At 44.7% G+C, this 24,306-nt stretch carries 32 protein-coding genes and 2 other annotated features; of the genes, 27 read left to right on the forward strand and 5 right to left on the reverse strand.

Features of this window, described 5'->3' with window-relative positions; genetic code table 11:
* The first annotated feature begins 2 nt into the window (after positions 1–2).
* The 4 genes from tsaB (at position 3) to NSS82_RS05250 (ending at position 4,840) form a co-directional block, all read left to right on the forward strand.
* The gene (gene tsaB, locus NSS82_RS05235; RefSeq protein ID WP_036676654.1) at positions 3–833 is read left to right on the forward strand and encodes a tRNA (adenosine(37)-N6)-threonylcarbamoyltransferase complex dimerization subunit type 1 TsaB; all 831 of its coding nucleotides are present in this window, start codon (positions 3–5) and stop codon (positions 831–833) included.
* The gene (rimI, locus tag NSS82_RS05240; protein ID WP_036676521.1) at positions 830–1,354 is read left to right on the forward strand and encodes a ribosomal protein S18-alanine N-acetyltransferase; all 525 of its coding nucleotides are present in this window, start codon (positions 830–832) and stop codon (positions 1,352–1,354) included. Before tsaB ends, rimI begins: the two co-directional genes overlap by 4 nt.
* On the forward strand, positions 1,351–2,400 hold the full coding sequence (gene tsaD, locus NSS82_RS05245) for a tRNA (adenosine(37)-N6)-threonylcarbamoyltransferase complex transferase subunit TsaD (protein ID WP_076274056.1): 1,050 nt from the start codon (positions 1,351–1,353) through the stop codon (positions 2,398–2,400). Before rimI ends, tsaD begins: the two co-directional genes overlap by 4 nt.
* Before the next feature lie 42 nt (positions 2,401–2,442).
* Positions 2,443–2,737, forward strand: a binding site (T-box leader).
* Between the two features lie 52 nt (positions 2,738–2,789).
* Positions 2,790–3,069: a binding site (T-box leader), on the forward strand.
* 235 nt (positions 3,070–3,304) lie between these two features.
* Entirely contained in the window at positions 3,305–4,840 is a 1,536-nt protein-coding gene (locus tag NSS82_RS05250; protein ID WP_036676518.1) for a 2-isopropylmalate synthase, read from the forward strand.
* A 407-nt stretch (positions 4,841–5,247) separates the two neighbouring features.
* Here the strand turns inward: NSS82_RS05250 and NSS82_RS05255 are convergent, their stop codons facing one another.
* The 4 genes from NSS82_RS05255 to NSS82_RS05270 form a co-directional block, all read right to left on the reverse strand.
* The gene (locus NSS82_RS05255) at positions 5,248–7,188 is read right to left on the reverse strand and encodes an ABC-F family ATP-binding cassette domain-containing protein (protein ID WP_036676516.1); all 1,941 of its coding nucleotides are present in this window, start codon (positions 7,186–7,188) and stop codon (positions 5,248–5,250) included.
* A gap of 153 nt (positions 7,189–7,341) precedes the next feature.
* Positions 7,342–8,532, reverse strand: coding sequence for a site-specific integrase (locus tag NSS82_RS05260; RefSeq protein WP_076274057.1), 1,191 nt, complete (start codon positions 8,530–8,532; stop codon positions 7,342–7,344).
* Between the two features lie 65 nt (positions 8,533–8,597).
* Entirely contained in the window at positions 8,598–9,653 is a 1,056-nt protein-coding gene (locus tag NSS82_RS05265) for an ImmA/IrrE family metallo-endopeptidase (protein WP_340960699.1), read from the reverse strand.
* A 53-nt stretch (positions 9,654–9,706) separates the two neighbouring features.
* Positions 9,707–10,084, reverse strand: a complete 378-nt coding sequence (locus NSS82_RS05270) for a helix-turn-helix domain-containing protein (RefSeq protein WP_076274059.1) — start codon at positions 10,082–10,084, stop codon at positions 9,707–9,709.
* 173 nt (positions 10,085–10,257) lie between these two features.
* Between NSS82_RS05270 and NSS82_RS05275 the strand changes: the two genes are divergently transcribed.
* From NSS82_RS05275 to NSS82_RS05365, 19 genes are all read left to right on the forward strand, one after another.
* Positions 10,258–10,527 (forward strand): hypothetical protein, encoded by a 270-nt coding sequence (locus NSS82_RS05275; RefSeq protein WP_081386795.1) that lies wholly within the window; start codon positions 10,258–10,260, stop codon positions 10,525–10,527.
* Positions 10,524–10,799 (forward strand): helix-turn-helix domain-containing protein, encoded by a 276-nt coding sequence (locus NSS82_RS05280; RefSeq protein WP_256718636.1) that lies wholly within the window; start codon positions 10,524–10,526, stop codon positions 10,797–10,799. Before NSS82_RS05275 ends, NSS82_RS05280 begins: the two co-directional genes overlap by 4 nt.
* A 19-nt stretch (positions 10,800–10,818) precedes the next feature.
* Positions 10,819–11,019, forward strand: a complete 201-nt coding sequence (locus NSS82_RS05285; protein ID WP_218641971.1) for a Rha family transcriptional regulator — start codon at positions 10,819–10,821, stop codon at positions 11,017–11,019.
* A complete protein-coding gene (locus NSS82_RS05290) occupies positions 11,016–11,456 on the forward strand; it encodes a Rha family transcriptional regulator (protein WP_256718637.1) in 441 nt (146 codons plus the stop codon). Before NSS82_RS05285 ends, NSS82_RS05290 begins: the two co-directional genes overlap by 4 nt.
* A 203-nt stretch (positions 11,457–11,659) precedes the next feature.
* Positions 11,660–12,334, forward strand: coding sequence for a Rha family transcriptional regulator (locus NSS82_RS05295; RefSeq protein ID WP_076274060.1), 675 nt, complete (start codon positions 11,660–11,662; stop codon positions 12,332–12,334).
* Positions 12,335–12,452: 118 nt separating this feature from the next.
* Entirely contained in the window at positions 12,453–13,142 is a 690-nt protein-coding gene (locus tag NSS82_RS05300; protein WP_076274061.1) for a hypothetical protein, read from the forward strand.
* Positions 13,135–13,398 (forward strand): hypothetical protein, encoded by a 264-nt coding sequence (locus NSS82_RS05305; RefSeq protein ID WP_076274062.1) that lies wholly within the window; start codon positions 13,135–13,137, stop codon positions 13,396–13,398. The genes NSS82_RS05300 and NSS82_RS05305 overlap by 8 nt, the downstream gene beginning before the upstream one ends.
* A gap of 99 nt (positions 13,399–13,497) precedes the next feature.
* Entirely contained in the window at positions 13,498–13,797 is a 300-nt protein-coding gene (locus NSS82_RS05310; protein WP_076274063.1) for a hypothetical protein, read from the forward strand.
* Positions 13,794–14,189 carry a hypothetical protein gene (locus tag NSS82_RS05315; protein ID WP_076274064.1) on the forward strand — a complete coding sequence of 132 codons (396 nt, stop codon included), beginning with the start codon at positions 13,794–13,796 and terminating at the stop codon, positions 14,187–14,189. The genes NSS82_RS05310 and NSS82_RS05315 overlap by 4 nt, the downstream gene beginning before the upstream one ends.
* The gene (locus tag NSS82_RS05320; protein ID WP_076274065.1) at positions 14,170–14,463 is read left to right on the forward strand and encodes a hypothetical protein; all 294 of its coding nucleotides are present in this window, start codon (positions 14,170–14,172) and stop codon (positions 14,461–14,463) included. The genes NSS82_RS05315 and NSS82_RS05320 overlap by 20 nt, the downstream gene beginning before the upstream one ends.
* A 12-nt stretch (positions 14,464–14,475) precedes the next feature.
* Positions 14,476–15,408, forward strand: a complete 933-nt coding sequence (locus tag NSS82_RS05325; protein ID WP_340960694.1) for a DUF4373 domain-containing protein — start codon at positions 14,476–14,478, stop codon at positions 15,406–15,408.
* Complete coding sequence (locus NSS82_RS05330) at positions 15,356–16,111, forward strand: DnaA ATPase domain-containing protein (protein WP_341109715.1); 756 nt, start codon at positions 15,356–15,358, stop codon at positions 16,109–16,111. The genes NSS82_RS05325 and NSS82_RS05330 overlap by 53 nt, the downstream gene beginning before the upstream one ends.
* A complete protein-coding gene (locus NSS82_RS05335) occupies positions 16,108–17,256 on the forward strand; it encodes a sigma-70 family RNA polymerase sigma factor (protein ID WP_076274068.1) in 1,149 nt (382 codons plus the stop codon). Before NSS82_RS05330 ends, NSS82_RS05335 begins: the two co-directional genes overlap by 4 nt.
* Entirely contained in the window at positions 17,256–17,723 is a 468-nt protein-coding gene (locus NSS82_RS05340) for a hypothetical protein (protein ID WP_076274069.1), read from the forward strand. The genes NSS82_RS05335 and NSS82_RS05340 overlap by 1 nt, the downstream gene beginning before the upstream one ends.
* Before the next feature lie 444 nt (positions 17,724–18,167).
* Entirely contained in the window at positions 18,168–18,446 is a 279-nt protein-coding gene (locus tag NSS82_RS05345) for a hypothetical protein (RefSeq protein ID WP_076274070.1), read from the forward strand.
* A 122-nt stretch (positions 18,447–18,568) separates the two neighbouring features.
* Positions 18,569–19,063, forward strand: a complete 495-nt coding sequence (locus tag NSS82_RS05350; RefSeq protein WP_076274071.1) for a hypothetical protein — start codon at positions 18,569–18,571, stop codon at positions 19,061–19,063.
* A 360-nt stretch (positions 19,064–19,423) separates the two neighbouring features.
* A complete protein-coding gene (locus NSS82_RS05355; RefSeq protein WP_076274072.1) occupies positions 19,424–19,594 on the forward strand; it encodes a DUF3797 domain-containing protein in 171 nt (56 codons plus the stop codon).
* A 188-nt stretch (positions 19,595–19,782) separates the two neighbouring features.
* Positions 19,783–19,995, forward strand: a complete 213-nt coding sequence (locus NSS82_RS05360; RefSeq protein ID WP_076274073.1) for a hypothetical protein — start codon at positions 19,783–19,785, stop codon at positions 19,993–19,995.
* Positions 19,996–20,078: 83 nt separating this feature from the next.
* Entirely contained in the window at positions 20,079–20,342 is a 264-nt protein-coding gene (locus tag NSS82_RS05365) for a PGDYG domain-containing protein (RefSeq protein WP_218641973.1), read from the forward strand.
* Between the two features lie 86 nt (positions 20,343–20,428).
* On the opposite strand, the gene NSS82_RS05370 is transcribed toward NSS82_RS05365, so the two are convergent.
* Entirely contained in the window at positions 20,429–20,698 is a 270-nt protein-coding gene (locus tag NSS82_RS05370; RefSeq protein ID WP_076274075.1) for a DUF3892 domain-containing protein, read from the reverse strand.
* Between the two features lie 86 nt (positions 20,699–20,784).
* On the opposite strand from NSS82_RS05370, the gene NSS82_RS05375 reads away from it, so the two are divergent.
* The 4 genes from NSS82_RS05375 to NSS82_RS05390 all read left to right on the forward strand — a co-directional run bounded on the left by NSS82_RS05375 (position 20,785) and on the right by NSS82_RS05390 (position 24,294).
* Positions 20,785–21,090, forward strand: coding sequence for a hypothetical protein (locus NSS82_RS05375; RefSeq protein ID WP_076274076.1), 306 nt, complete (start codon positions 20,785–20,787; stop codon positions 21,088–21,090).
* 50 nt (positions 21,091–21,140) lie between these two features.
* Positions 21,141–21,740 carry a tyrosine-type recombinase/integrase gene (locus tag NSS82_RS05380; protein WP_076274077.1) on the forward strand — a complete coding sequence of 200 codons (600 nt, stop codon included), beginning with the start codon at positions 21,141–21,143 and terminating at the stop codon, positions 21,738–21,740.
* Between the two features lie 510 nt (positions 21,741–22,250).
* Positions 22,251–23,030: a phage terminase small subunit gene (gene terS / locus NSS82_RS05385; protein WP_076274078.1), complete on the forward strand. Its 780-nt coding sequence runs from the start codon at positions 22,251–22,253 to the stop codon at positions 23,028–23,030.
* Positions 23,017–24,294, forward strand: coding sequence for a PBSX family phage terminase large subunit (locus tag NSS82_RS05390; protein ID WP_341109716.1), 1,278 nt, complete (start codon positions 23,017–23,019; stop codon positions 24,292–24,294). The genes terS and NSS82_RS05390 overlap by 14 nt, the downstream gene beginning before the upstream one ends.
* Positions 24,295–24,306: the final 12 nt, after the last annotated feature.

Consider the following 24,306-nt stretch of genomic DNA (forward strand, 5'->3'; position numbering starts at 1 on the left):
ATATGACGAATGAGAATACAGAGCCGCGCAAGCGGCTTTTAGCGCTGGATACATCAACTGCTGTATTGGGGGTTGCAGTGACCGAAAATGGAGAATTATTGCATGAAATTAATGCTTCCGGTGAACGGAATCATTCGGTGCATTTGCTGCCGATTATAGAGCAGGCGCTGCAAGCTTCGGGAACAACCGTTGCTAATCTGGGCGGGATTGCAGTTGGTGTGGGTCCGGGATCTTATACGGGAACACGGATCGCGGTTACGGCTGCCAAAACGCTGGCTTGGGCATGGAATGTCCCAGTAGTTGGTGTTTCGAGCCTGCATGCTGTGGCATGGGGTGGGTATGAAACAGCCCTTAAGAATAAGACGACAGCAGAGTCAGGACAAGCCAGTGCGAACAGTGGCTACGGTCCAGACTGGATCATTCCACTGATGGATGCGCGCCGAGGACAGGTCTATACAGGGTTATTCGCAGCGGATGGGAATAGTGCTCTCAGCCGCCTTGAACCAGATGCCATCCGGTTGATGGCCGACTGGGTGGAGTACTTGGCAGAACGTTTACAACAGGCTTCAGCCGAAGGAACTAAACCAGCTATTCTATGGTTTGTTGGAGAAACCGCTGTACATGGCAGCGAAGAATCACTACATCCGCTGGCGGAACTCGGCACTTCTGTAGCTGTTCCTTATGAGCTGGAGGGGCGTTGGACAGGCTTCCTTGGTGAAGCCCGGCTGCAAGTAGAGAATGATGATATTCATAGCTTAATCCCTAACTATACTCAGATTTCAGAAGCGGAGGCCAATCTGCGGTTAAGTAGTAAAGGAGGCTTAAAACGATGACGGAAGTGGAATCATTGAGAGCACAAGAGGCTGATCTTGTTTTTCGCCTGATGAAGCTGGAGGATATACCGGACATCCTTATTATTGAGCGTGAAGCCTTTACCATGCCGTGGACAGAGGAAGCTTTCCGGAATGAGCTGACGCATAATCATTTTGCTAAATACATGGTCATGGAGCTGGCGGGTCATATAATTGGCTATGCTGGAATGTGGGCTATCGTGGATGAGGCGCATGTGACGAATATTGCCTTACTCGAAGCTTATCGTGGACGTAAATGGGGGGAGCGCCTGTTGGAAGAGTTAATGAATACTGCCTCTTACGTAGGCATGAAGTCCATTACACTTGAGGTGCGGGTATCCAACGAGGTAGCTCAGAATTTATATCGTAAAAAAGGCTTTCGTTCTGCCGGCACGCGCAAAGGATATTATTCCGATAATCGCGAGGATGCACTCATTATGTGGGCGGATCTACCGGAGTATAAGGAGCACGGCTATTTGGAAGGAAGCGTGGACTTGAAATGAAGACAGAAACAGGCACAGCTCAACCTGTACTAATACTTGCTATAGAGACGAGTTGTGATGAAACCTCGGTGGCCGTGGTCAAAAACGGATCAGAAGTGTTATCCAACATTATCTCGAGTCAAATAGAGACACATCGCGCTTTTGGGGGCGTGGTGCCAGAAGTGGCTTCCCGTAAACATGTGGAGGTAATTACGCTCGTAATCGAGGAAGCGCTCGCCAAGGCAGGCGTTACACCCGAACAATTGACTGCGGTAGCGGTGACTCAAGGCCCGGGGTTGGTGGGCGCTTTACTGGTCGGTGTAGTAGCAGCTAAAAGCCTTGCCCATGCATGGGGCAAGCCGTTAATTGGCACGCATCATATTGCAGGCCACATCTATGCTAACCGCCTGGTTGCAGAGTTGCAGTATCCATGTATGACACTAGTAGTGTCAGGTGGACATACTGAACTGGTTCATATGGAGCGTGAGGGTGAATTTCGAATTATCGGCCGCACGCGTGATGATGCTGTAGGTGAAGCATATGATAAAGTGGCTCGGGCGCTTGGGTTTCCTTATCCCGGTGGCCCCCATGTAGACCGCCTGGCACGCGAAGCGACGGAAGTTGTTGCATTGCCGCGGGTATGGCTGGAGCCGAACTCTTATGATTTCAGCTTCAGCGGTCTAAAATCGGCGGTGCTGAATGTGGTGAATCAGAGCAAAATGAAAGGTCTTGAACCCAATGTCGCAGGCATCGCCCGGGGGTTCCAAGAATCCGTAGTAGAAGTGCTGGTGGAAAAGGCGGTACGCGCCGTTAAAGCCACTAACTCCAAACAGTTATTGCTCTGTGGGGGTGTCGCTGCTAATGGTGGACTCCGCTCGGCATTAATCTCGCGCTGTGAAACGGAGGGCATTGAACTTATTATTCCTCCACCGGTGTATTGCACGGATAATGCGGCGATGATTGGAGCGGCTGCATACGTGAAGTGGCAGCATGATGGAGGAATACCGCTGGATATGGTTGCTGACCCTGGATTCTCACTGGAACAATGGTCTGTATCTGCCTATTGACATCATTTGGAGCTAACGAGTATAATCAGTTCAATTAAACAAGCAAACGCGATGAGCGGAAGTAGTAAGGATACTCTGGGATAAGAGAACTGCGGGTGGGTGCAACGCAGTCGAAGGAGTCCTGAACTCGTCTGGGAGCGGAGCGGTGGAAGCATTACTGGCAATTGTCGCCGGAACGTTTGTACACCGTTTACGGGTAACCTCCGTGATAGGGTGGTCTAGTACCTAACATACTGGACCGTAGAGTGGATGTTCAATTGGAATCGGCAGGAACTTAGCCGATACAGAGCATCAACAAGAGTGGTACCGCGAAGGTTAACAGCCTGTCGTCTCTTGAATGAGATGGCAGGCTTTTTTGTATGGATTTAGAGTGGTGAATAATTTATATAATACACGCTAAGAACGGGAGTAGTAGAGTTTGACGGTGAACAGAGAGCTGCGGGTTGGTGCGACGCAGTCACCGGATTTCTTGAAGCTCGCCCGGGAGCGGAGCGGCGGAACAAGAGTACGCTGCCTACGGCTGTCCTCGTTATCGGACCTTCCCGGTTTAAGCTGGCACTCCAGCTTAAACCGGGAAGAAGAGCTGGACGCAGCTTTAAGGCTTGTTATTAAGACAGCCGATGCGTCAAAAAGAGTGGTACCGCGGAGGGGTAACCCGCCGTCTCTTTATTAGAGACGGCGGGTTTTTGCGTTCTTGTAGAAGAAGTCCGAGTTATGGACTCATCGCTACATAAGACGCCAAAATTGAACGCTCTGCACATTGTGCAGAGATTCATTTGTATCAGCTGCCGGCAGCAGTGGGTGGGAAATGAGCAGAACCGCAAGTCGACGTGTGGTTCTGCGCTGAAGCATAGGATAGAGATAAAGCATCCAATTACATGAAAACAAACTAGGAGGAATTCAGATGATTATTCCAGTTAAGAAACGTATACAAATTTTCGATACGACTCTGCGCGATGGTGAGCAAGCCCCTGGGGCGAGTCTGACTCCTGAGCAAAAAATATTGCTGGCCTATAAGCTTGCTGATCTGGGTGTTGATGTAATGGAGCCGGGGTTCCCGGTATCGAGTCCTGGAGATTTTGCAGCGGTGCAGACGATTTCGCGCAAGGTGCGCAACGTGGAGATTTGTGGTTTCGCGCGGGCCGTAAAAGGAGACATCGATGCTGCAGTCCGGGCCACTCAAGACGCTGAACGTCGGCGGATTCACTTGTTTATTTCTTCTTCTGATATTCATTTGCAGCATCAACTGCGTATGAGCAGAGCTGAAGTCGTAGCTAAAGCGCGCGAGATGACGGCTTATGCGCGACAATTCTGTGATGTAGTTGAATTCACGGCCATGGACGCTGCACGGACAGGGATTGATGATCTGATTGAAATGGTTGAGGCAGTTATAGAGGAAGGGGCCTCCATTATTAACCTGCCGGATACAGTAGGATACGCATTGCCACATGAATATGGCGAGATGTTCCGGAGAGTGCGGCAGGGAGCAAGAGGTGGCGGCAAGGTCAGCTATAGTGCCCACTGTCATAATGACTTGGGGCTGGCTGTAGCTAACAGTCTGGCAGCGATTGATGGAGGGGCGACTCAGATAGAAGTCACCGTGAATGGTGTAGGCGAGCGCACAGGGAACTGCGCGCTGGAAGAGCTTGTTATGGCGCTCGAAACCCGCGGCGATGCAATCGGTGCAGAAACAGGTATCGTGCTTGATAAACTGTATGATACTTCCCGGCTGATTAGTGGAGCGATGCATTTCCCAATCGCCTATAACAAGCCGGTCGTCGGAAGAAATGCCTTCCAGCATGAATCCGGGATTCATCAGGATGGCCTGCTCAAGGATCGTAGTACCTATGAGATTATGGATCCCGAACGGCTGGGCATCCCCCGCAGCATGATCATTCTGGGCAAACATTCTGGCAGACATGCGCTGAAGGATCGGGCTGCGAAGTATGGAATAACGCTGGAGCCTGCGGAGCTGGATGCACTTTATGAGTCCTTTAAAGAGACCGCTGACCGTCAAAAGGTGGTCAGTGATGACCAACTGCTGCAAATGGTAAGCAGTACAACTGGACAACAAGCTCAGGTCTATGAGCTGGGTGAGGTTCAGGTATTGGCGGGCAGTGCCCAGCGCCGTGTAGCTGCAGTTACGGTACGCCATCTGCAGACTGGCCGGGAAACGTCACATACCAGCACTGGCGAAGGCCCGCTTGAAGCGATTATCGCCGCTATTGGGCAAGGGATTGCTGAGGAGATAGACTTTGCAGGACTCGAGCTTCATTCGCTTGGAAGCGGAGAGAATGCTCAAGCAGAAGCAGCGGTGATGGTGGAGTGGGAGGGCCTAAAATTCAGAGGCACGGCCACTCACCAAGATATAATTATGGCGGCTGGCATCGCTTATATCGCAGCCTGTAATGCTGCCCTGCTCTCTACACAGATTGTCTAAAATACGACGTGCCCGCTGTCAGTTTAGGAGATAGCGGGTTCTTTTTTTAGCATAAATTCGGTCTTGTAAAATGGGGTTACGTCTTTTGTCAAGTTGTGGACAACGTTATCCACATATTCTGCCTGAGTTGTGTAAAAAGTGCGTAAAATCAGCAATAACGGCTTTTTTCAAAATGCTCTAATAAACAATTTTGTTGGCAATGAAACACTGTGAGAATTGTGGATAATGTGGATAGATCCGTGGATAATAATTCCTTTTCCTTGAAAATACCGATTTAACGCATAAAAAAGACCCCGAAGGGTCTTTTAAAGTAGGGAGTTATACACGAAACCTGTGTATAGAGCTGTGGATAACTATTTATGAACAAATCTAGAACGATGAAAAAATATTTATAAGGAGGATTTACATTATTCGTCAGCAAGGATTTCCCATTCGCTAAAGAAATCTGCCAGCTGAGATTTTTTGTTCTTTAGGTCCTCTTCATAACCTTGAAGTGCTAAATAATCCTGATAAACTTCAGGTTTAGTCATTTCATGCTCTATAAATACGATCGATTCTTCGAGTGTGGCGATGTTCTCCTCAAGCTCTGCGATACGCCGTTTGCGGTTACGCTCTTCACGCTTAGCCTGCTTGTCTGCTTCAAAAGAGGTTACAGCGCTTTTTTCAGGTACAGCAGTGTCCTTATTGACGTTTTTAGTAGCTAGTTCAGCGGCATCTTTTGCAATCTCTTCTAATTCTCGTTTCTTCTCGACATAGTCATCGTAGTTGCCGAGGTATTGGTCGATCCCTTCGGGATGCAGCTCCAGTACGCGTTCAGCCATTTTGTTCAAAAAATAACGGTCATGGGAGATGAACAGCAGGGTGCCTTCGAAATCAATTAAAGCAGATTCCAGAACCTCACGGCTGACCAGATCCAAATGGTTGGTAGGTTCATCGAGAATTAGCATATTTGCACCGCGGAGCATTAGTTTAGATAACGAAACCCGAGCTTTTTCGCCGCCGCTGAGTGCGGAAATTTTCTTAAGAACATCCTCTCCGCTAAAAAGAAAATTGCCAAGGATCGTACGAATTCTGGCTTCCTCGATCATTGGATATTCACTCCACAGTTCTTCCATAACCGTATTTTGTGGATTAAGTCGGGTTTGTTCCTGATCATAATAAGCAATTTTTACTTTAGTGCCCCAATTCACCGTTCCGGCAGAAGGCTCACGGGTTCCGGTCATACACTGCAGCAGCGTGGATTTACCGATACCATTGGGACCAATCAGGGCAGCAGTCTCCCCGCGACGAAGCTCAAAAGAGGCGTCCTTGAATAAAGGTGAACCTTCATTAAAGGCAACCGCAACATTGCGCACTTGAAGCACCTCTTTTCCAGACATGAAGTCTGGCTCAAAGGAGAAGCTAGCTTTCTTCAGATCGCCCATTGGACGATCTAGACGATCCATCTTTTCAAGCGCTTTGCGTCTGCTCTGTGCACGTTTTGTGGTGGATGCCCGGACAATATTTTTCTGAACGAAATCCTCCATCCGCGAAATTTCATCCTGTTGCTTCTCATATTGCTTCATCCGTGCTTCATATTCGGCAGCCTTCAAATCTACATACCGACTGTAGTTACCTGTATAACGCCGGGACTGGTGCCGCTCGATCTCTACAATAGTAGTCACGAGCCGGTCTAGGAAATAACGGTCATGGGATACAACCAGAATCCCGCCAGCATAGCTGCGGAGGTAATCCTCCAGCCACGTTAACGTTTCGATATCCAGATGGTTAGTAGGCTCATCCAGCATCAGAAGATCCGGAGCCTGAAGCAAAATACGGGCCAGCGCGAGCCGGGTCTTTTGGCCTCCACTAAGGGTAGAAATGGGTGTATCCGGTGGAAAATCACTGAAGCCCATGCCGTGTAGGACACTGCGAATCCGTGTATTCATTTCGTAGCCGCCGTGGTCCTTGAACCAATCCGAGCGCCGCGCATACCGTTCAAGCAGTTCTTCGTACCGCTTGGGGTCTTCCGCGAGCTTGGGATCAGCAATACTCACTTCTAACTCTCTCAGCTCAGTTTCGGCTTCGATCAGCGGAGCGAAGACCGCCATCATTTCTTCATGAATGGTTTTGTCAGATTGAAGTCCGCTATTCTGAGCTAAATATCCGATTGTTGTTTCTTTTGATTTATGAATTTGACCGCTGTCATAAGACATCTCACCGGCCAGAATTTGTAGAAAAGTTGATTTGCCGGCACCATTCACACCCACTAGCCCGACACGTTCCTTTTCATTTACCTGTAGGCTTATGCCATCCAGTACGTTCTGTATACCATATGATTTAGTAATTCCTGTCGCTTGAAGAAGCATAACGATGAAACCTCCACCCTTGCATATTTCGCCTTGGTATTTATCCCTCAGCCGTATGAACAACTTATTCTATAGTTACTATATGATTAAAAAGCCTTATAAATCAAGGATTTGGGGTTATCTGTTTTTGGATTGGGGACGGATTGGGGACATTTATTTTGTTTGAAAGATGTCATCAAACATTTCTGCTGCTGCATGATCAGCCTTTTGGAATACATGACCGTAGGTATTCATGGTGATTTTGATGTCGGAATGACCTAAACGTTCTGATATAACTTTAGCATGTACACCTTTATTAATGAGTAGTGAAGCACTTGTGTGTCGTAGTTCGTGAAATTTAATTTCTCGCAACCCAGCTTTTTTACGGAAATTTATCCATCTTCCTGAAATGTAGGCTGGGCCATATGGTGCACCTGTAGAAGTGTTGAAGACAAACTGTCTATCGTTATCTTTCCACCCTTTCCACAATGAGCCCAATTTAGCTCTATCGATTGAGGATTGTTTGAAGACTTCCTTCAATAAGTCCACAACTAATTTTGGTATCGATACTTTCCTGTTTCCATCATCTGTTTTAGTATCGGTGATCTGAAGACCATTCTGTTTAGTGTAAATCATCTGCTGTTCAACTTGAATAACACCAGTTTTCAGATTGATATGTTTCCGTTCCAAGCCGCTTATTTCACCCTCGCGAAGACCAGTTGTAGTTGCTAGAATAACAATGGTTTTGAAAACAAGAGGCTCTCTTTCTAGTGATTGGAATAGAATTTTGGCTTCTTCCTCATTGTAACAATCCGCCTTTTTCTTTTTTAACTTAGGATATTTCAAGCCAGCCATAGGAGAAACCTTTATAACATTCCAAGTCACCGCTAAATCGAAAATTCCTTTTAATAACTTATGGAGTGATATTAAAGTCGTTTGTGAATATGGTTTCTTTTTCCCGGACTTCCTTTTCTCTAAATCTTGAATATCACTGAAATACTGGAGAATATGAAGCGTCTTGATATCACACAACTTTAAGTGACCAATGTAGGGAAGGATGAGGGTCAGTAAGTAATCGTGCAGACTCTCTGTCTTTGGAGCATATCTTCCTTTTGAATATTTGTTTTTCCACTCAACAACAAAAACGGAGAGTACCATTTTCTCTGGCGTGATGTAAGCTCCAGACTCAACCTCTGTCTTAAACTTATACCATTCTGCCTCCAACCATTCTTTTTGTTTCTTTGGTGTCAGTCCCTCCGGTACCTTAACCGTCTTCCGTTCCCGTCCTCTTTCCTGGTTGATCCCAGCTTCAGTTTCTACTGTGAGACGATAAGAGTTTTTTCCACGGTGTTCATAAGATGGCATGTTATACTCCTCCCTTCAAAATTATATAATCTCGTTTTGATCACCTCCTTTAAATAATTTCAAATTCAGAATGGCAAATCGTCGTCTGAGATTTCAACAACGTTAGAGTTAACCACTTTTGTCTCACGATTTGGTACAATTACCAATCTGGATGTACTTGTGTGATTGGGCAGCGAGTGACTTCCCTTTTCGTCCCAGGCAGGTAGAATCCCACTCTCATAATAAGTTGTTGAACAACCACAAATATGGCAGCATCTCGCATAGCCAGGGACAATTGTGCCGCATGGAACAGATTCATCTTCATAACTCGAGTCAATAAATTTATAACCTGTGCACCGATTGACTAGCATTAAACCACAAACGGGACAGTACTCACCTTTTGCATGTATATCTTCATTATTGCACCTCGGGCAGATTAATGCTTTTCCATTATTATCAAGAGAATATCCTTCGTATTTCATAATTCTGTACCCTCTTTTCAGGAGTTTTTTAGAACCGCATATTGGACAATACTTTGAGTTAGGTAATGAGAATTTACAATAACAGGAACCACAGATTTTCATGTTTAAAGTATCAAATATTATTGCTTTAAATTTTGTAATGAGTAAGTTTGATTGAAGGGATTTGTTTATCCAATCTTGCTGTAGTAGTTGAATACGTACTTTAGCGGCAATCGGCGTCAAGCCAAAAAAAGAGGAAACGTGGTTTTCTGAGATAGTGGGAAGCTGTTTTACCGCATACACTGGGGCTAATACATTTCTTGCGAAATGATTAGTTTCATTTTCTAAAATTTTATATTTATCAGCGGTAAGGCTATTTCTTGTTAATATAGTTTCATCGAAATCAATCAAATGATTTAATAATATGTGTCCAATTTCATGCATTAAAGTGAACCTGATTCTATTCCTGCTAAAAACAGTGTCGTTATATGCGATAGTATAGGTCTCGCTTTCCTCGTCAAAGGTAACATAAGCGTCATTGCTCTGGCACGCTTTTGCAACTGTTTGAATAGAGATGGAGTTTTCTCTAGCCAACTCTGAATAGGTAATAACTCCCCATTTATATTTATGTATTATTTCAAGTGGATCAATAGGGAACGATATTGTTTCAAGATGTTCCAATAGAGAATCAGCTATTTCAGAAGCATATTTGTAGCGCGGGTTCCTAGGGAAAATCATTGCTCTTTCGCCTCACGCCCTCTTTTTTTCATAGATTTAACAATTAAGGAAAGGGCATCTACAGACTCCGAGTCCAATTCTTGTATTTCTCTTGCTAAAGAACGCACCTTTTTATCCATCAAAGGAGGCTCATCAGACTTACCTTCAGCATCGGACGATAGGGAAGATGAATCGAGTAAAAAGTTCAGAGATACATTGAAAAAGTCTGAAATGACACGAACTGATTCCATCTTAGGGTCCGTGAGATTATTTTCCCAGCGAGAAACCATGCTCTTACTGAAAGAAGTGTTATATCTGTTGTTAATTTCCTTTACGAACTGGTCCAAACTCAATTTTCTGTCTGACCTTAGTTTTTTCAGTACATCTCCAAACATCACGTTCTCTCCCTTTTATATTACTTATATCTAATATTATAAATTATTCGTTCCTATAATGCAACAAGAGGATAATAAATTGTTCCTTAAACGGAATAAAATTTAGTTGACAGGAAAGAATAGGTAGTTTATTCTGAGTTTGTTCCTAATTTGGAACGAAAGGAGGTCCCAATATGGCTGGAATGTCACCCAACGCTAACAGAAGAAGGGAACCGTACACCAAGATTAAAATTTTCCTCTATGAGAACAGTATTCAACAAACCGAAATTGGAATTGCCATTGGAAAGACCGCTAGTGCAATTAATCAAAAGTTAAATGGTACTGGCGGTGATTTTTCATTAGGAGAAGCAAGGGTTTTGAGCCGGGAATTTGGAATACCTAGGGAGTTTTTTTTTGACTTGTCCGTTCCTAAAAAGGAACAAAATGAGGAGGAGGTACTTTGAGCGATCAACACAACGCTTTGGATGAGTTACGCCAGCAAGTTGCTGAAATCGTTGCCGTCACCGTTGACCAAAAGCGTTTAACCGTTTCAGAAGCAGCTCGTTATCTGGGCATGTCAGAGGACACAGTGCGGACATTAGCTCGCGAAAAAAAGATCCCACATTACCGCAGCGGCAAGGAAGGCTCCAAGAATGCCCGTATTCTCTTCCGCTTCCAGACATTGGACAAGTGGATTGAACAGCAAGAGAGAGCGAATTGCAAGGGTTGGGAGTAAAACTGAAGGGAGAGGAATCATGACGAAACTAATCCTAAATACAGAATGCAATCTGTATACAATGAGTGGCAAAGCTTATTGCAGTAGCAAACAAGTGGCAGAAGAATTCGAAAAAGAACACTACAACGTAATTCGTGATATTGAGAATCTGGATGAGCCCTCAACTTTGAGGGGTCCTTTTACAAGAGTGAACAAGGGAAAAAGATTCCGCAGGTTATGATGACTAAAGATGGGTTCACGTTCCTGGTCTTTGGATATCGAGGGAAAAAGGCTTCTCGCTTTAAAGAGGCTTACATTCATCGCTTTAATCAGATGGAGTTCTTCATCACCTCACTGCTTACTGCCAAGATGGAGCATCCGGCGTTCACGGCGGCAATCGTAGATGCCCATGAAGAGCCGAAGCACTACCACTTCTCGAACGAGGCTGACATGATCAATCGAATTGTGTTGGGCATGAGTGCCAAACAATTTCGTGAAGTAAATGGTATTGCTAAGGGAGAATCCGTGAGGCCGTATCTGTCGTCATATCAAATCAAGGCCGTGGAAGAGCTGCAGCGGATTGATATCGGACTACTGCTTGCCATACCAGAGTATGAGGACCGCAAACAGGCTCTCACAAAATACTATGAGCGCCAGAAACTCAAGAAAATCGCTTAAATCCATCATAACTACATCATAGGGTTTTATACCTAACAATGTACAAAAAAATGGGTACTGGTCGTATATATTAAATGCGGGTCAGAATGATGGGCGTGGAGCAGTTGCCTTTATTAGGCGTTTGCTTTAGACCTTCCGATCCAGAAGGTCCGAATTCTAACCTCTCGATTCAGAAGGTTAGAAGTAGAGAAAGGAGGAACGCAATGAATGAACTGGTAAAGGTCAAGGGAAGTGATGTCTTCACGGATACGCTCATAATTGCAGAAGGGATTCAACGTAAACACGACTCAGTAACCAAGTTAATCAAGCGCTACAAAAACGACTTCGAGGAATTAGGAAAGGTCGGACTGACAGTCCGGGCTTCAGGTAGTGGTCAGAAACAAAACGTGTATGAATTGAACGAGACTCAAGCGGTTTTCATATTGACCCTTATGGATAACTCCTTGATGGTCAGGAAGTTCAAAAAGGAGCTAAGTAGGCAGTTTGTTACATTGAGGCATTTGTTGCTTGAACGCCAGTCCAGCGAATGGCTCCAAACTCGCAAGCACGGGAAATTAGTCCGGAGACAAGAAACGGATGTAATCGCAGAACTGATTGTATATGCAAAGAAGCAGGGCAGCAAGAACGCCGACATGCTCTATATGAATTATTCCAAACTGGTAAACAGCCTGGTGGACATAAAAGCTGGGCAACGCGAACTGGCTACAGAGAAAGTCCTTTCAGTAATAGCACTTATTGAGGATTTGATTTTAAACACTGTTCAGGAAGAAATGTCTGCTGGAGTCTATTACAAGGAGATTTATCAACATTGCAAAGCGAAGGCAACCAGCATGATGCAATATGTGTATCTTCCTGCAGAACGAATACTGATTGCATAGAAAGGGATGGAACCGTTTTGACCCTTGAACATCTTGCACGTATCTGGTTCCACCAACCGGCACAGCACGCTATTATCGTCCGTAACTTTAAAAAACAATCAAAAGGAGCGAAATGAATATGCCTAAAGTTACTTACAAAAGCATTAGCCCTGCGGAAGCATTGTTTCTGTTCAGAATGATGGAAGAATCTAAGTCGTTTGCCATAATGGAGTTTCATATTACCGACCCTGGTGAGCCTCAGCCCTATGATTTTTCCGAATCACTTTTTTCCACCCCATACGGCGCTGTTCGTACAGAGGTTGTAGATGAAACAATCGTTGTTTATGTGGGGGAAATGGAGATCGGATTTGATATCTCAGAGGTTACATTTTCAAGACACATATCCGATTTCCGGATTGAAGTGTGGGCTTCTACTGAACTCTATACTGCGACTTTTGAAAGCGGGGATATGGAGGATGAATACCTTGATAAAGCCCGCGCCTACGAGATTACCGAAGACGTACCATATCCAGAATACTCCGGCATTCTTCTAGAAGTAGATGAGCATGAAGCTGCGTTGATTCGTTTCCTCAGAACACTTGATTTTGATGATCTCATGGATGCTACCGACGGAATTCGAAGAGAGGCAGATGCAACGCGAATGAAAGGAATCCGTGCTGAACGTAAACGTACAGGCAGTGCTCTTAACGTAAAAGGATTTATGGATCGCGCGGAAAGGCTTAAGAAATTAGAAGTAGTCCTAGGTTGGGCGAATAAAGATTATCGTTCCATGGTTGATCCAGACGGAGAGGATAAAGCCCATGAGTAATACCGTACAACCAGTAAGGTCAAATAATGCCCACATGTTAGATTTGTCGCTTCTTTCCCAAATTAAAGCGGACCTCATTTACGCGGTTTTTCAACTTGAGACAGAGAACTTTGCTACAGGTCAAGAAGTTATTGGAGATATAAAGAGTACTATTGCGAAGTGTATTGAACTTGAGGAATCAATGCAAGAAGGAATGTTTTCTGTTTGTGAAAAGCAAAATCGTCCTAACACGGATACTTTGGCGAGTACGCGTTAAGACGACTAAATTAAATTCATATAGGAGCTTCTTGGCGTCATTATACAGGTATCGTTCTGTTTGCGTCAAGTAGCTCCCATAAACTAGGAGCGTGTATTCATGATTAAATTCATTCGAAAACTGTTTTTTAGTCTGCCATCCACTGAAAAACGTCGCCAAGAACGCCGTGTAAAATCCTATGAATTCATTTTAGAACAACAAATACGGGTACTTCGTACCGATCTGGATATAGCAGAATCAAAACTCAGAGATCTTCAGAACAACAAAAATGATATGTTTGCCCACCTCTGTCATGTATCGTCCTTGCAGAGTCGATTCATCGAGGCTTGCAGCCTTGAATATCAGTATGCGGAATTCGCGACAGCTGAGCGTGCTACTAAGGATGGTGAAGGCGTATGAACACCACTTCTCATTTTCACAACCAGCCTATTACATCTGTAAATTGGCTTAAGTCTACCTTTCGTGACGTGCTCCGCTTTGGAGGTGTGAGTGCACTCCTGGCATCTCTACAAGAAGAAGTGAACCGCCGTGACCTAGAAAATCGGGAACGTGTCTGGAATCTCCTGTTGCCTGTAGCACGAGCAGTAATTTGGGAAGAGTATGTACGTTATGGAGAGACACTGGAAGTTGGCTACGATTTGATTCGAAGTGAGACAGGCGAACTTTCTCCTTACATTTGGACAACCGTGACAAGCCAGCCAGGAGCATCAGCTGAGTTCTATGTGAATCCACAGCAAAACGTTTATTTTGGCTGGGATCGGGAGGCACGCTATGTCGAAAACTCCAATTGATATTCGCCCAGTAATTCAAGACCTATGGGGAGGACGTCAACCAAATTCAAATTTTGAGGGGCTTTATCATCATTTGGAATTTGATTGGTCAATTTTTGACACTGACTTTGACTCCTTTATTGAAAAGCTTCGCGTACTTCATGAGTTCATTGCCCCAGCTGCTGTGACGAATGTATTTTCACAGTTAATCTATCGTGTTCTTGAAGGTAAAGAAGCACAAGCGGATTTTTTTGCGGGCTGTGTTTGGAGAAGTATCAAATCTATCAGAACCTAAGTAGGTGGAAGCATGGCACGACCAAAGAAGGAGGGCATGGAGTACTTCCCTCATGACACAGATGCAGTGAATGACGAGAAAATAGAGGCCATGCGCGCCTTATTTGGTAATGACGGCTACGCCTTCTATTTTATCCTTCTGGAACGTATTTATCGAAGCGGAAAAGGTGAACTAGATGTTTCCAGCTTTACGGTTCGAACTGCCCTAATTAAGAAACTCGGAATAGATCAGGACAAATTTAGTCCCATGCTCGATGCAGCATTTGAAATTGGTTTATTTGACCAAGTGATATACGAAACGCGCCAGTGCATAACAAGTTCAGGTGTGAAGAAACGACACAATGAAGTGGAAAGCATGCGAAGTAAGTGGCGAAAAAAGAAGTCTTCGAGTGATGAAAAAGAGGTTATCCAAGAAGAAAATAACCCAATTGGCGGTATTCTCTCAGGGGAAAACGACGAACAACAAGGGTTTTCCCCTGAGAAAGGTACACAAAGGAAAGTAAAGGAAAGTAAAGGAAATAAAATTAATAAAAACATATGTGGTGATCCGCCTACGGCAGAATCACACGGCGATGGATTTCACGCTGATTTTGAACGCTTTTGGGATGTGTTCCCCAAGGCAAGGCGTAGAGATAAAGCCAAAGCGTTTGAAACCTGGAAGAAGAAGGTTAGAGCCTCAGAACGTGAGGAACTGATTCGATGCACGAAGTTTTACGCGAAAGACACTAATGCGATTGGTAAGGACGGGTCATTTGCAAAAATGCCTACATCCTACTTGAACGCCGGAACATATAAAGATTATCAGCAGGGAGGAATCGACAATGGAGAGTCTGGGCGATATCATGGCGGCCAAGCTAGAGGAAATAAAGAAAAAGAGAGCGAATTTGCCTACCTTGACGACAACGAGTCATTTGACGGGTTCGAGTTTAATCCAGAAAACCTATGAATGCGAGATTTGTAAGGATGAAGAATGGATATTGATTCAGGAATTTGAGGAAGTGGACGGAAAAACAACCAAGACGAAGGATTACGCGCGGCAATGCGATTGTGTATTCAAAAAGCGGGTAAAGCGGCTCATGTCGTCTAGCAAGATTACCACTGAATTCCAGCAGAAGACTTTCGCGAATTTTGTTCAAAAGGGGCGGCCTGTAGTAGTCATGCAGGCATTCAAAAAAGCCTATGACTACGTAATGGCGTTCATAGAAATCAGAAAAACACGGCGTAACAGCATAGCTCTCTTGGGTCGTCCAGGCTGCGGTAAGACACACTTACTGATGGCTGTAGCGAATAGCCTTCTGGAAATGGGCACAGAGGTTGTTTACTTCCCATGGGTTGAGGGCTTTAACGAGATTAAAGACAACTTTGACAAAATGGAAGAGCGGATTAATAGACTGAAACGCTGCGAAGTCCTCTATATCGATGATATGTTCAAAGGCCGCGGTAAGCCGACTGAGTTCCAGCTCGAGCAGCTTTTTGGAATTATCAATTATCGTTACCTGGAGAATTTGCCTATCATGATCAGCTCTGAAAGAAGCGTTCAAGAGATCCTGGACATTGACGAAGGCACTGGCAGCCGGATCATTGAAATGTGTAAAGACTATAGGGTTACGCTAAATGGTGGTCCTGAGTTGAATTACCGGCTGCTATGAGTGGTCCCATAGAGTATAACCCCTACTTAGGGTACAAGGACGACGTAATCCTGAAGAACATGAAGCTGGTTCACTCCATAGCTAATCGGTATAGAAAACGGTGCACTCCGACGATTAGTTATGAGGATTTGGTGAGTGAGGGCGTTATAGGAATGATTAAGGCGTTCCACAAATATGACCCAACGGCATTCGATGGGAAAGTCACAAGGTTTTCTACCTTTGCCGTTCCTACAATTCAGGGGGAGATCCTACGTTTCCTTAGGGAAAGAGTGAGCATGGTTAAAACACCAAGGGCGTTGTTAGAAACTGCTTCGAAGATTAGGTGGAAGGGGTTGTATGACTGTTCACCTGAAGAAATTGCAGAAACACTGGAGATTTCGCCTGAATTGGTAGTTACAACACTGGATTACATGAGCAGCGCTAATGTTATCTATTTGGATCAACCATTGAACTCAGATGGAGAGTCTGAAATCACTGGTTTTGATCAGATGGGCGATACAGATGATTTGTCCGGTATTTCGATTCAAGAATTTATGTCGTTCCTAAAGCCAAGAGAACAAAAGGTTCTTTTACTTCGAAGTGAGGGGAAATTACAGAGTGAAATCGCTGAAATTATCGGCAAGTCGCAAGTGGAAGTAAGCCGAATACTGGAACGCATCAAACCACGGCTTTTAAAATATATGACCAATCCAGAAAGTGAGGAATTTATGATGAAAAGTGAAGCGAACACACGAAAGCTTAATGCTGATGAGGCGAAGAAATACAACGTACGTTCCGTACTGGACAAAATTGAATGGTTTACAACAGAAATATCTTTCGACCTTCCTAGCGTTAGCCTGAACTCGTTAGGGATGAATATCAACCGTCCAGGGGCGGAGATGATGAAACTTACCGTAGGCGATTATATCCAAGTAGGATACAATTCCGAACTGAAGCGGTTGGTGTTTCGGAAGGCTGAGCTGGGTATCAAGTTAAATAAGACCACCGGTAAAACTGGAGCTGTGGCCACCAACAATAAGCGTGTAGGAAAGTGGCTGGACAGTAAGAAGGCCTCACGGCAGCGCTACGCCCTTCAATTCGACGAAACGGCACAGGTACATTTTATCCAACTCGAAGCAGCCGGACATGCAGTAGGTACTGCCTGATGGGGATCACAGCAAAAGCAGCCAATCAACAAATTGCGGATACGATAGCCTCAGTATTCAGTGCTTTTGAGCAAGCAGAGGCAGAAGTCCAATACCGGGATGATGAATGCGACGACTTAAAACACCTCTTTGAGTTTTTGCCTGACGATCATCCCGAACGGTGCGGTCTAGTTGACAGATTCACAGAGAACCGCCGTAAACGACGTATTGCAAAGGAAGATGTAGAGCAACTAAAGCCCTTGGTGGATATGCTGCGCCATAATAAAAGCTTTAACAAAGATTTAAGTCAGGCTCTTCAAACGATCAATACAGCGCTAACCTTCCAAGCTAAACGTTATTACCGCCTGAAGGTGCTAACTGAGTTCGGAGAAGTGCTTGAGCATCGACCTACAAGCAAGAAAGTGTCCAATGTGACCCATACCACAATCTGGCGAGGTCGGCGGGTACGTAATGGTATTAATCTATGATCGGATCTATTGTAATGATTGTGGTAATGATGACCATCGCAATTGCGGCTGAGTGGGAAGATGGTGAAGGAGTATGACACAATTTGCTTTGGAGCATCCATATGTAACTGGATTTTTGATATTAGTATTTCTTTGCGTAACAGGCGATGTACTTATAGCTTTTGCCAATCGTAAGCCTGGTAACAAAGAGCAATGAACAGGAAAATCAACAGGAATTATTCTATATATTATTCTGGGGAGTAGGAGTATCCCTCCTCTCCCAAAGGATATGAGCGTAGTGGATAGCGAAGGAAGGTGTACGTTTCTCATGCGTAAAATCATCTGCAAATTGCTAGGACATAAGATCGTCAATAAGAGAGGTGTTTGGCACAGCTATTGTCTACGATGTGGTAAAGACAAAGTTTGGGGAATGGATTGACGTATATAGTCAGGAGGATAAACGAAATGAAAGATGCCACGGTAACGATCGATTATGAAAGTTTCCAAGTTATCAAGACTAAAGCAGATAGGTATGAAAAGCTAGCAAGCGCAAATGAAGAAGCTGAATCAAAGGAACGTTCGTTTATTGACCAATTATGTACCTGCATTGAAAAGGCGAACGAATGCCGGACAGCAGAGCAAAAGCAGTATTATGTCGCACTAGGAATACGAGCTATTTGCGAACACTATGAGTACGACCTAATGGCGGAGTATGGAGAATTGGATGCAGGGCAAGCGTATTGAACAGTACGAAAATTATGGACAATAGACATAACGAAACCCCTGCAATCCTTGGCGGGCACGCAGGGGTCTTCTATAAAGGATATTCCTCTCACTATATTACCATATAAAGGGGAATGAGGGGAATGGCAGTGGCAGAATGGGAAATGGTTGAATTGTTCCCGGTGGCGTCAGAGACGGAGATTGCGAGAACCAAAACCCTTTTGGAAGATTATCGTAAGATGCGGCTTCTGATGGATGATTTCGAGAATCACACAGAGGATATGCAGCAGGTGGCTATTGACGGCGAGGCGGCACGAAGAATAGATCAGGATGAATTGCATGCTGATAAGGTAGCTAACGCCGTTGTTTTGGCTGAAAAGCAGCTTTCGAACTATAATGCCTACCTATACCGACATAACGCTCTCCTACGAGCGCACAGCCTCATTATAGATGATGAAACAAAGCAGGTGATAAATTATCGCTACCTTCAAGGATATACGATGAAGGAAACATGTTTGTTCTTTAAAAGGGGAGTAGGTGACAGTACCATTAAGCGAAAGGCTAAAGAAGGTGTTATCTCCATAGCCAACAGTCTAAGGACGCTCTGCTTCTTCGATAATGACGTTACTAAATTTTGACCCTTTCATGACCCGAATGTGACCTTAATGTGACCCTAAGATGAACCCCACGTGACCTTTTTTCCGTGTTATATTGATAGCGTAGTAATTTAGCAAGAAGCCGTATCGCTCCCGGCTACAGGAGCCTATAACTGATGTGGTGGCGGAAGAGAGACGCAGACGTTAGAGCGAGTCGGGATTGCGTTGCAGAGAGCTTGCATTAAGACGCGGACGATGCAGACAGTAGCTGGCCCCGTGTAAGGGAGAGAGGCCCTTACCCACATCGAATCATTAAAGGGTATGCCGACAATGTCCTCCGGGCGTTAGAGCGGCATACCTTTTTCATATTTCCAAGCGTTTATGAATTTGGTGGTAAGATCTATGAACTTTACAGAGGCGATAAGGCTTTCAAAGAAGTATGCTGAGTGCCCAAAGTGTGGAAATGGAAATATTGGAGCAGGTGAAGGAACGGTCAACATTGATGAGAACTCATTTGAACGCACCTGCAAGTGTGGCTGGAGCAAAACGATAAAGGACAATCCGAATCCGTAGCACTTTACATTTTGCGTGTAAAGCAATTTGCCTAATTAGTGCGAATCTGTAAAGTGATCTTCCTGTATATGGAATATCGGTTGCGAAAATCTCGTAATTTTAGTGAGATAGTTGCAAAGACCATTCGTCAAGAAGGGAATGCTCCTGTGGTGTCGAATAAAGTCATATCACATCGAAGGAGGGAACTTATGATTGGAAGGGACCCTATACTAGATAAGAAGTTGAGCTGGCTTAAAAGGCAAAAGGAGATACCGATGATTCCCCTTTCAGGTGTAGGTGTTGTCACTGTACAAGGTAGGGATATTCTTTATTTACAGTATGAGGACAATGGTGCTTTGATGGCTGTGACCGAAGTAGAGGACTTTTACTTAATCCCAGCACATCAATATGAGAAAAAATAGGTTCAAGGAAAATTTGCCTTACCCAGGGTCGCTGAAAAGCGGCTCTTTTTGCGTTCAAATACAAGGTTGAGAGGATGATGAAATTGACTAAATATCGTAAAAAGCCCGTGGTTATTGATGCGTTTAAATGGACTGGCGGTCCTGATCAGACTGAAGATCCTCAGTGGATTATCGAACGTATCAAAATGGGACAGGTCAGTTTTGCAAATGGACTTATGTACATTAAAACGCTCGAAGGCATCATGGAAGCCAAACCAGGGGATTACATCATTCGTGGTGTGAAGGGTGAGATTTATCCGTGCAAGCCGGATATTTTTGAAGCAACGTATGAATCGGTCGCTAAATGAGGCTCTTTATTAAAATCTGGCTAAACAGCGGCATATTTATTCTAGGCAAAAAAAGCAGCCCGTGGATCAGACGGACTGCGGCGAGATTAGAATCTTGGAAGATTCAATAGGTTGTCACTAGTGGTTGAGTTGCCTTTAGTACGAATATAAGCTGCTCGTCCACTCGGATGAACGCTTTCAACGATTGCTTTGGAACCGCCAGAAGTTGTGTAATAATATTCAAATTTTGAATCGATATAACTCACAACTTGAGCGACAGTTTCAACGACTCCGCTGGAAAGCTTTACTTCTTTAATGTGTTCTGAAGAAGTAGGAGTAGCAACGGAAAGACGAATATGTGTAATTTGATAAGACATAGGGCTTTTCACCTCCTTCTAAACACCTATACGGTATATTTTGGAAATAGTTTCGGCGAAAATGACTATAGGGAGGTGACGGAATTATGAACACTGGAGAATGGGTTTGTGGAGTATATAAAGGGCAGAAGTACAAGGGATTTCTACTAGCAGATAACGGGGATCATAAACTGATACAATCAACTGTCCCAGCCCACTTTGGTATCATAAACGTGCCAGAAGCAGATGTATGGCCACATGAAGAAATCGTGATTTGGATGGATGATATCCCCACTTTGATTGAAGCATCCTTAGCTTGGCGGGATAAAGAATGGTTTATGAAGTGGACTGATGAGTTATCTCAGTGGCGTCCAGTTATTGAAATAGAAAAGTTAAATCTGAGCTGCCAATAGGTGGCTTTTTTATGTGAAAACAAATTAATTAATTCATGTGAGGTGGTGGTATGAATGAAGTACAACCGATCCGAGACATGGCCGTCATAATTCAGATTCAAAATTATCTGAAGGTGACCAGCTTCCGAAATTACATTTTCTTCTCAATGGGGATTCACAGTGGGCTGCGCGTCTCTGACCTCTTGCAGCTCAAGGCCGGAGCAGTCAGGGATCAGGCACACATTAATTATGTAGCTGAGAAGACCAAAAACCGTAAAAAGAAGAAACGTAAACGAAAAAAGTTCATTATTCATCCGGAGATTTACCGGGATCTAATGCTTTATGTCGATGAAATGGAGGACGAGGATTATTTGTTCCCCAGTAGACAGCGAAAGAAGACCACAGGCGCCACAAAACAGCCGATCCATAGGATAACCGCCTATAAAATGATCAGTGGAGTAGCAGCCCGATTTGGGCTTACAGACATCGGTGTCCATTCTCTACGAAAGACCTGGGGCTATCATTTGTACAAGGACAATCCCATGAATCTAGCGTTACTAATGGACATGTTTGGTCATGAGGATATAACTACTACTTTACGGTATATAGGCATCACTCAAGACTCTATGGACGAGGCAATTAGGCGTTTGAGTTATACACAATATGGCTAATGTTGCACTCAAAAAGGGAATAGAAGAAAAGATTGATAAATCAGTATTCCTTAATAATCATGAGTGCAACAGAATTAGAGTTATGTTTCTCTCTAGTTACAATTATTAGGAGAAAAAGGAACTAGAAATCGGTGATTTTTGGTGCTTGGAAAATGGAAAGAAATTAGATGTATGTCTAATTTAGAATCATTCTAAGAAAACCAACTCAATTATTTATGCAGAGTCGCTGAATACAATGCATAAACGATGAATAAACACTTTTACGAGGCAATAATTTTGGGAAATAATCGAAATCTGAAATTTCCTAAAAACCTTGTAGTAGCGCGGTTTTTCATGCTTTTGCATAAATGATGTATAGATGCATGTTGCAGTATAGAGGAAAAAACACTGTTATATCAGGGTTTTCTGCGTGGCTGTAGAAAAGTACATCTGCACAAAATGCCGGATTTTATACATATGTCCGTGCATAAACGCTGTATAAACTCTGTCGGGGGTGAGGGTGATGATTTAATGGCAAGAGAAAGAAGCCCGGATCGCAAGAAGGCGCTGACCTTGTGGTTTGAAAGTGGAAGAACAATGAAGCCGGGGGAAATAGCCGAGAAGCTGGGTGTCAGCGCTGGTATGGTCCGCAAATGGAAGAGTATAGACCGATGGGACGAGTTGTCAGAGCCGCGCCCAGGCGCTCCGAGAGGGAACCGCAATGCAGTGGGGAATAAAGGTGGTCCCGGCGGTCCTGTAGGCAATGACAAGGCTGTGACACATGGTTTATTCCGCAAGTTTCTGCCAGATGATGAGGAAACGCGGGAAATTTACGATTCGACAGCCGAGCTTTCTACGTTGGATATGCTATGGGTAGGTATTCGCATTCAGTTTACCAATATTATTCACTCTCTAAAGGTTCAGCATGTCACTGGCAAGGATGAAATGATCAAAGAACTGAAAAAACAGAAATTTGAGGTTCACAGCAAGGGTCGCGGCGAGAAGAAGGAACTGATCCCTGTTCTGGTTGAGGAGGAATTTGAATTCCAGTTTGCTTGGGACCGCTCCGCTACTGCTCTGAAATCCTGGGCGGTAGCATGGACATCTTTGACCCGCTCCATTAAGGAATATGAAGACACGTTGCGTTTAACTCCTCCAGAAGAGGTTAGTGAAGAACAACGGTTACGGATGGCTGAGTTGAAGGATAAGGTCGCTCTCTTGCAACAGCAAGTACTTGATAAGCAGAATGGCATAAAGGACACAGTGCAGATTGTGGATGATATTGGAGATGGCTCAAATGCAGCAGATTAAGTTATCAGAGATTGTCACGCCACAGTTTAAGTCCTTCTGGCAGGCGTCCAATTCCCACCGTTATCTAAGGCATGTCTTGAAGGGTGGTCGCGGATCTGCCAAGTCAACGCATATCGGGCTGAAGGTCGTCAAGGATGTGATGAAGTATCCGGTAACTGCGCTGGTCATCCGTAAAGTTGCCCGAACCCTGGAGGAATCGGTGTTTGAGCAACTCAAAGAGGCTATCGAGATCCTTGGCGTCTCAGCTTATTGGCGGGTCCTTAAATCGCCGCTCCAGCTAATCTACTTACCTCGAGGGAATAAGATCATCTTCCGGGGTGCGGACGATCCGCTGAAGCTCAAATCCATCAAGGTCAGTAAATTTCCAATTGCGATCATGTGGATTGAGGAGCTGGCAGAATTTAAAACTGAAGAAGAGGTTACGACCATCGAAAACTCCGTGTTACGCGCGGAGCTACCGGATGGTCTTTTTTACGCCTTTTATTATAGCTACAACCCGCCGAAGCGCAAGCAGAATTGGACCAACAAGAAATACGAGTCCCAATTCAGGCAGGCTAACACCTATGTTCACCATTCCACATACCTGGATAACCCGCATTTGTCCAAGGCTTTTCTGGAGGAGGCCGAAGAAGCCAAGTCCAAGGGGAAGATCGACAAAGACGGGCTGTCGTTGCGGTACAAGTGGGAATATCTTGGAGAAGCGATTGGGAGTGGTGTTGTGCCTTTCGATAATTTGGTGTTCAGGGAAATTACAGATGATGAGATCAAATCATTTGACAACATTCGGCAGGGCATTGACTGGGGCTACGGCGTGGATCCGGTGTCCTTTGGCCGCTGGCATTATGATAAGACGCGCCGCCGGCTGTACGCCCTGGATGAGCGCTTTGGGGTGAAGATCAGTAACCGGGAGCTGGCCGAGTGGATCAACGCACGGAATTATCACGATGTAGTGACAACGGCGGACAACGCCGAGCCAAAATCCATCGATGAAATGAAAACCTACGGGATTCGCATTCGGGGAGCCAAGAAGGGACCGGGTAGCGTGGAATACGGTGAGAAATGGCTGGATGATCTGAAAGAGATCGTGATTGATTCGAAGCGGACACCGCATACAGCCAAAGAGTTCGAAGATATTGATTATCAAACCGACGCTGATGGCAATCCACGCGCCAAGCTGGAGGAGAAGGACAATCACAGTATCGACCAATGCCGCTATGCCTTAGAAAGTGATATGGATCGCTCGGGTGTATCGTTCAAAAAATAACAGGGAAGGAGG

The sequence above is a fragment of the Paenibacillus sp. FSL H7-0735 genome, from assembly GCF_038008505.1.
Taxonomy (GTDB): Bacteria; Bacillota; Bacilli; order Paenibacillales; family Paenibacillaceae; genus Paenibacillus_AQ; species Paenibacillus_AQ odorifer.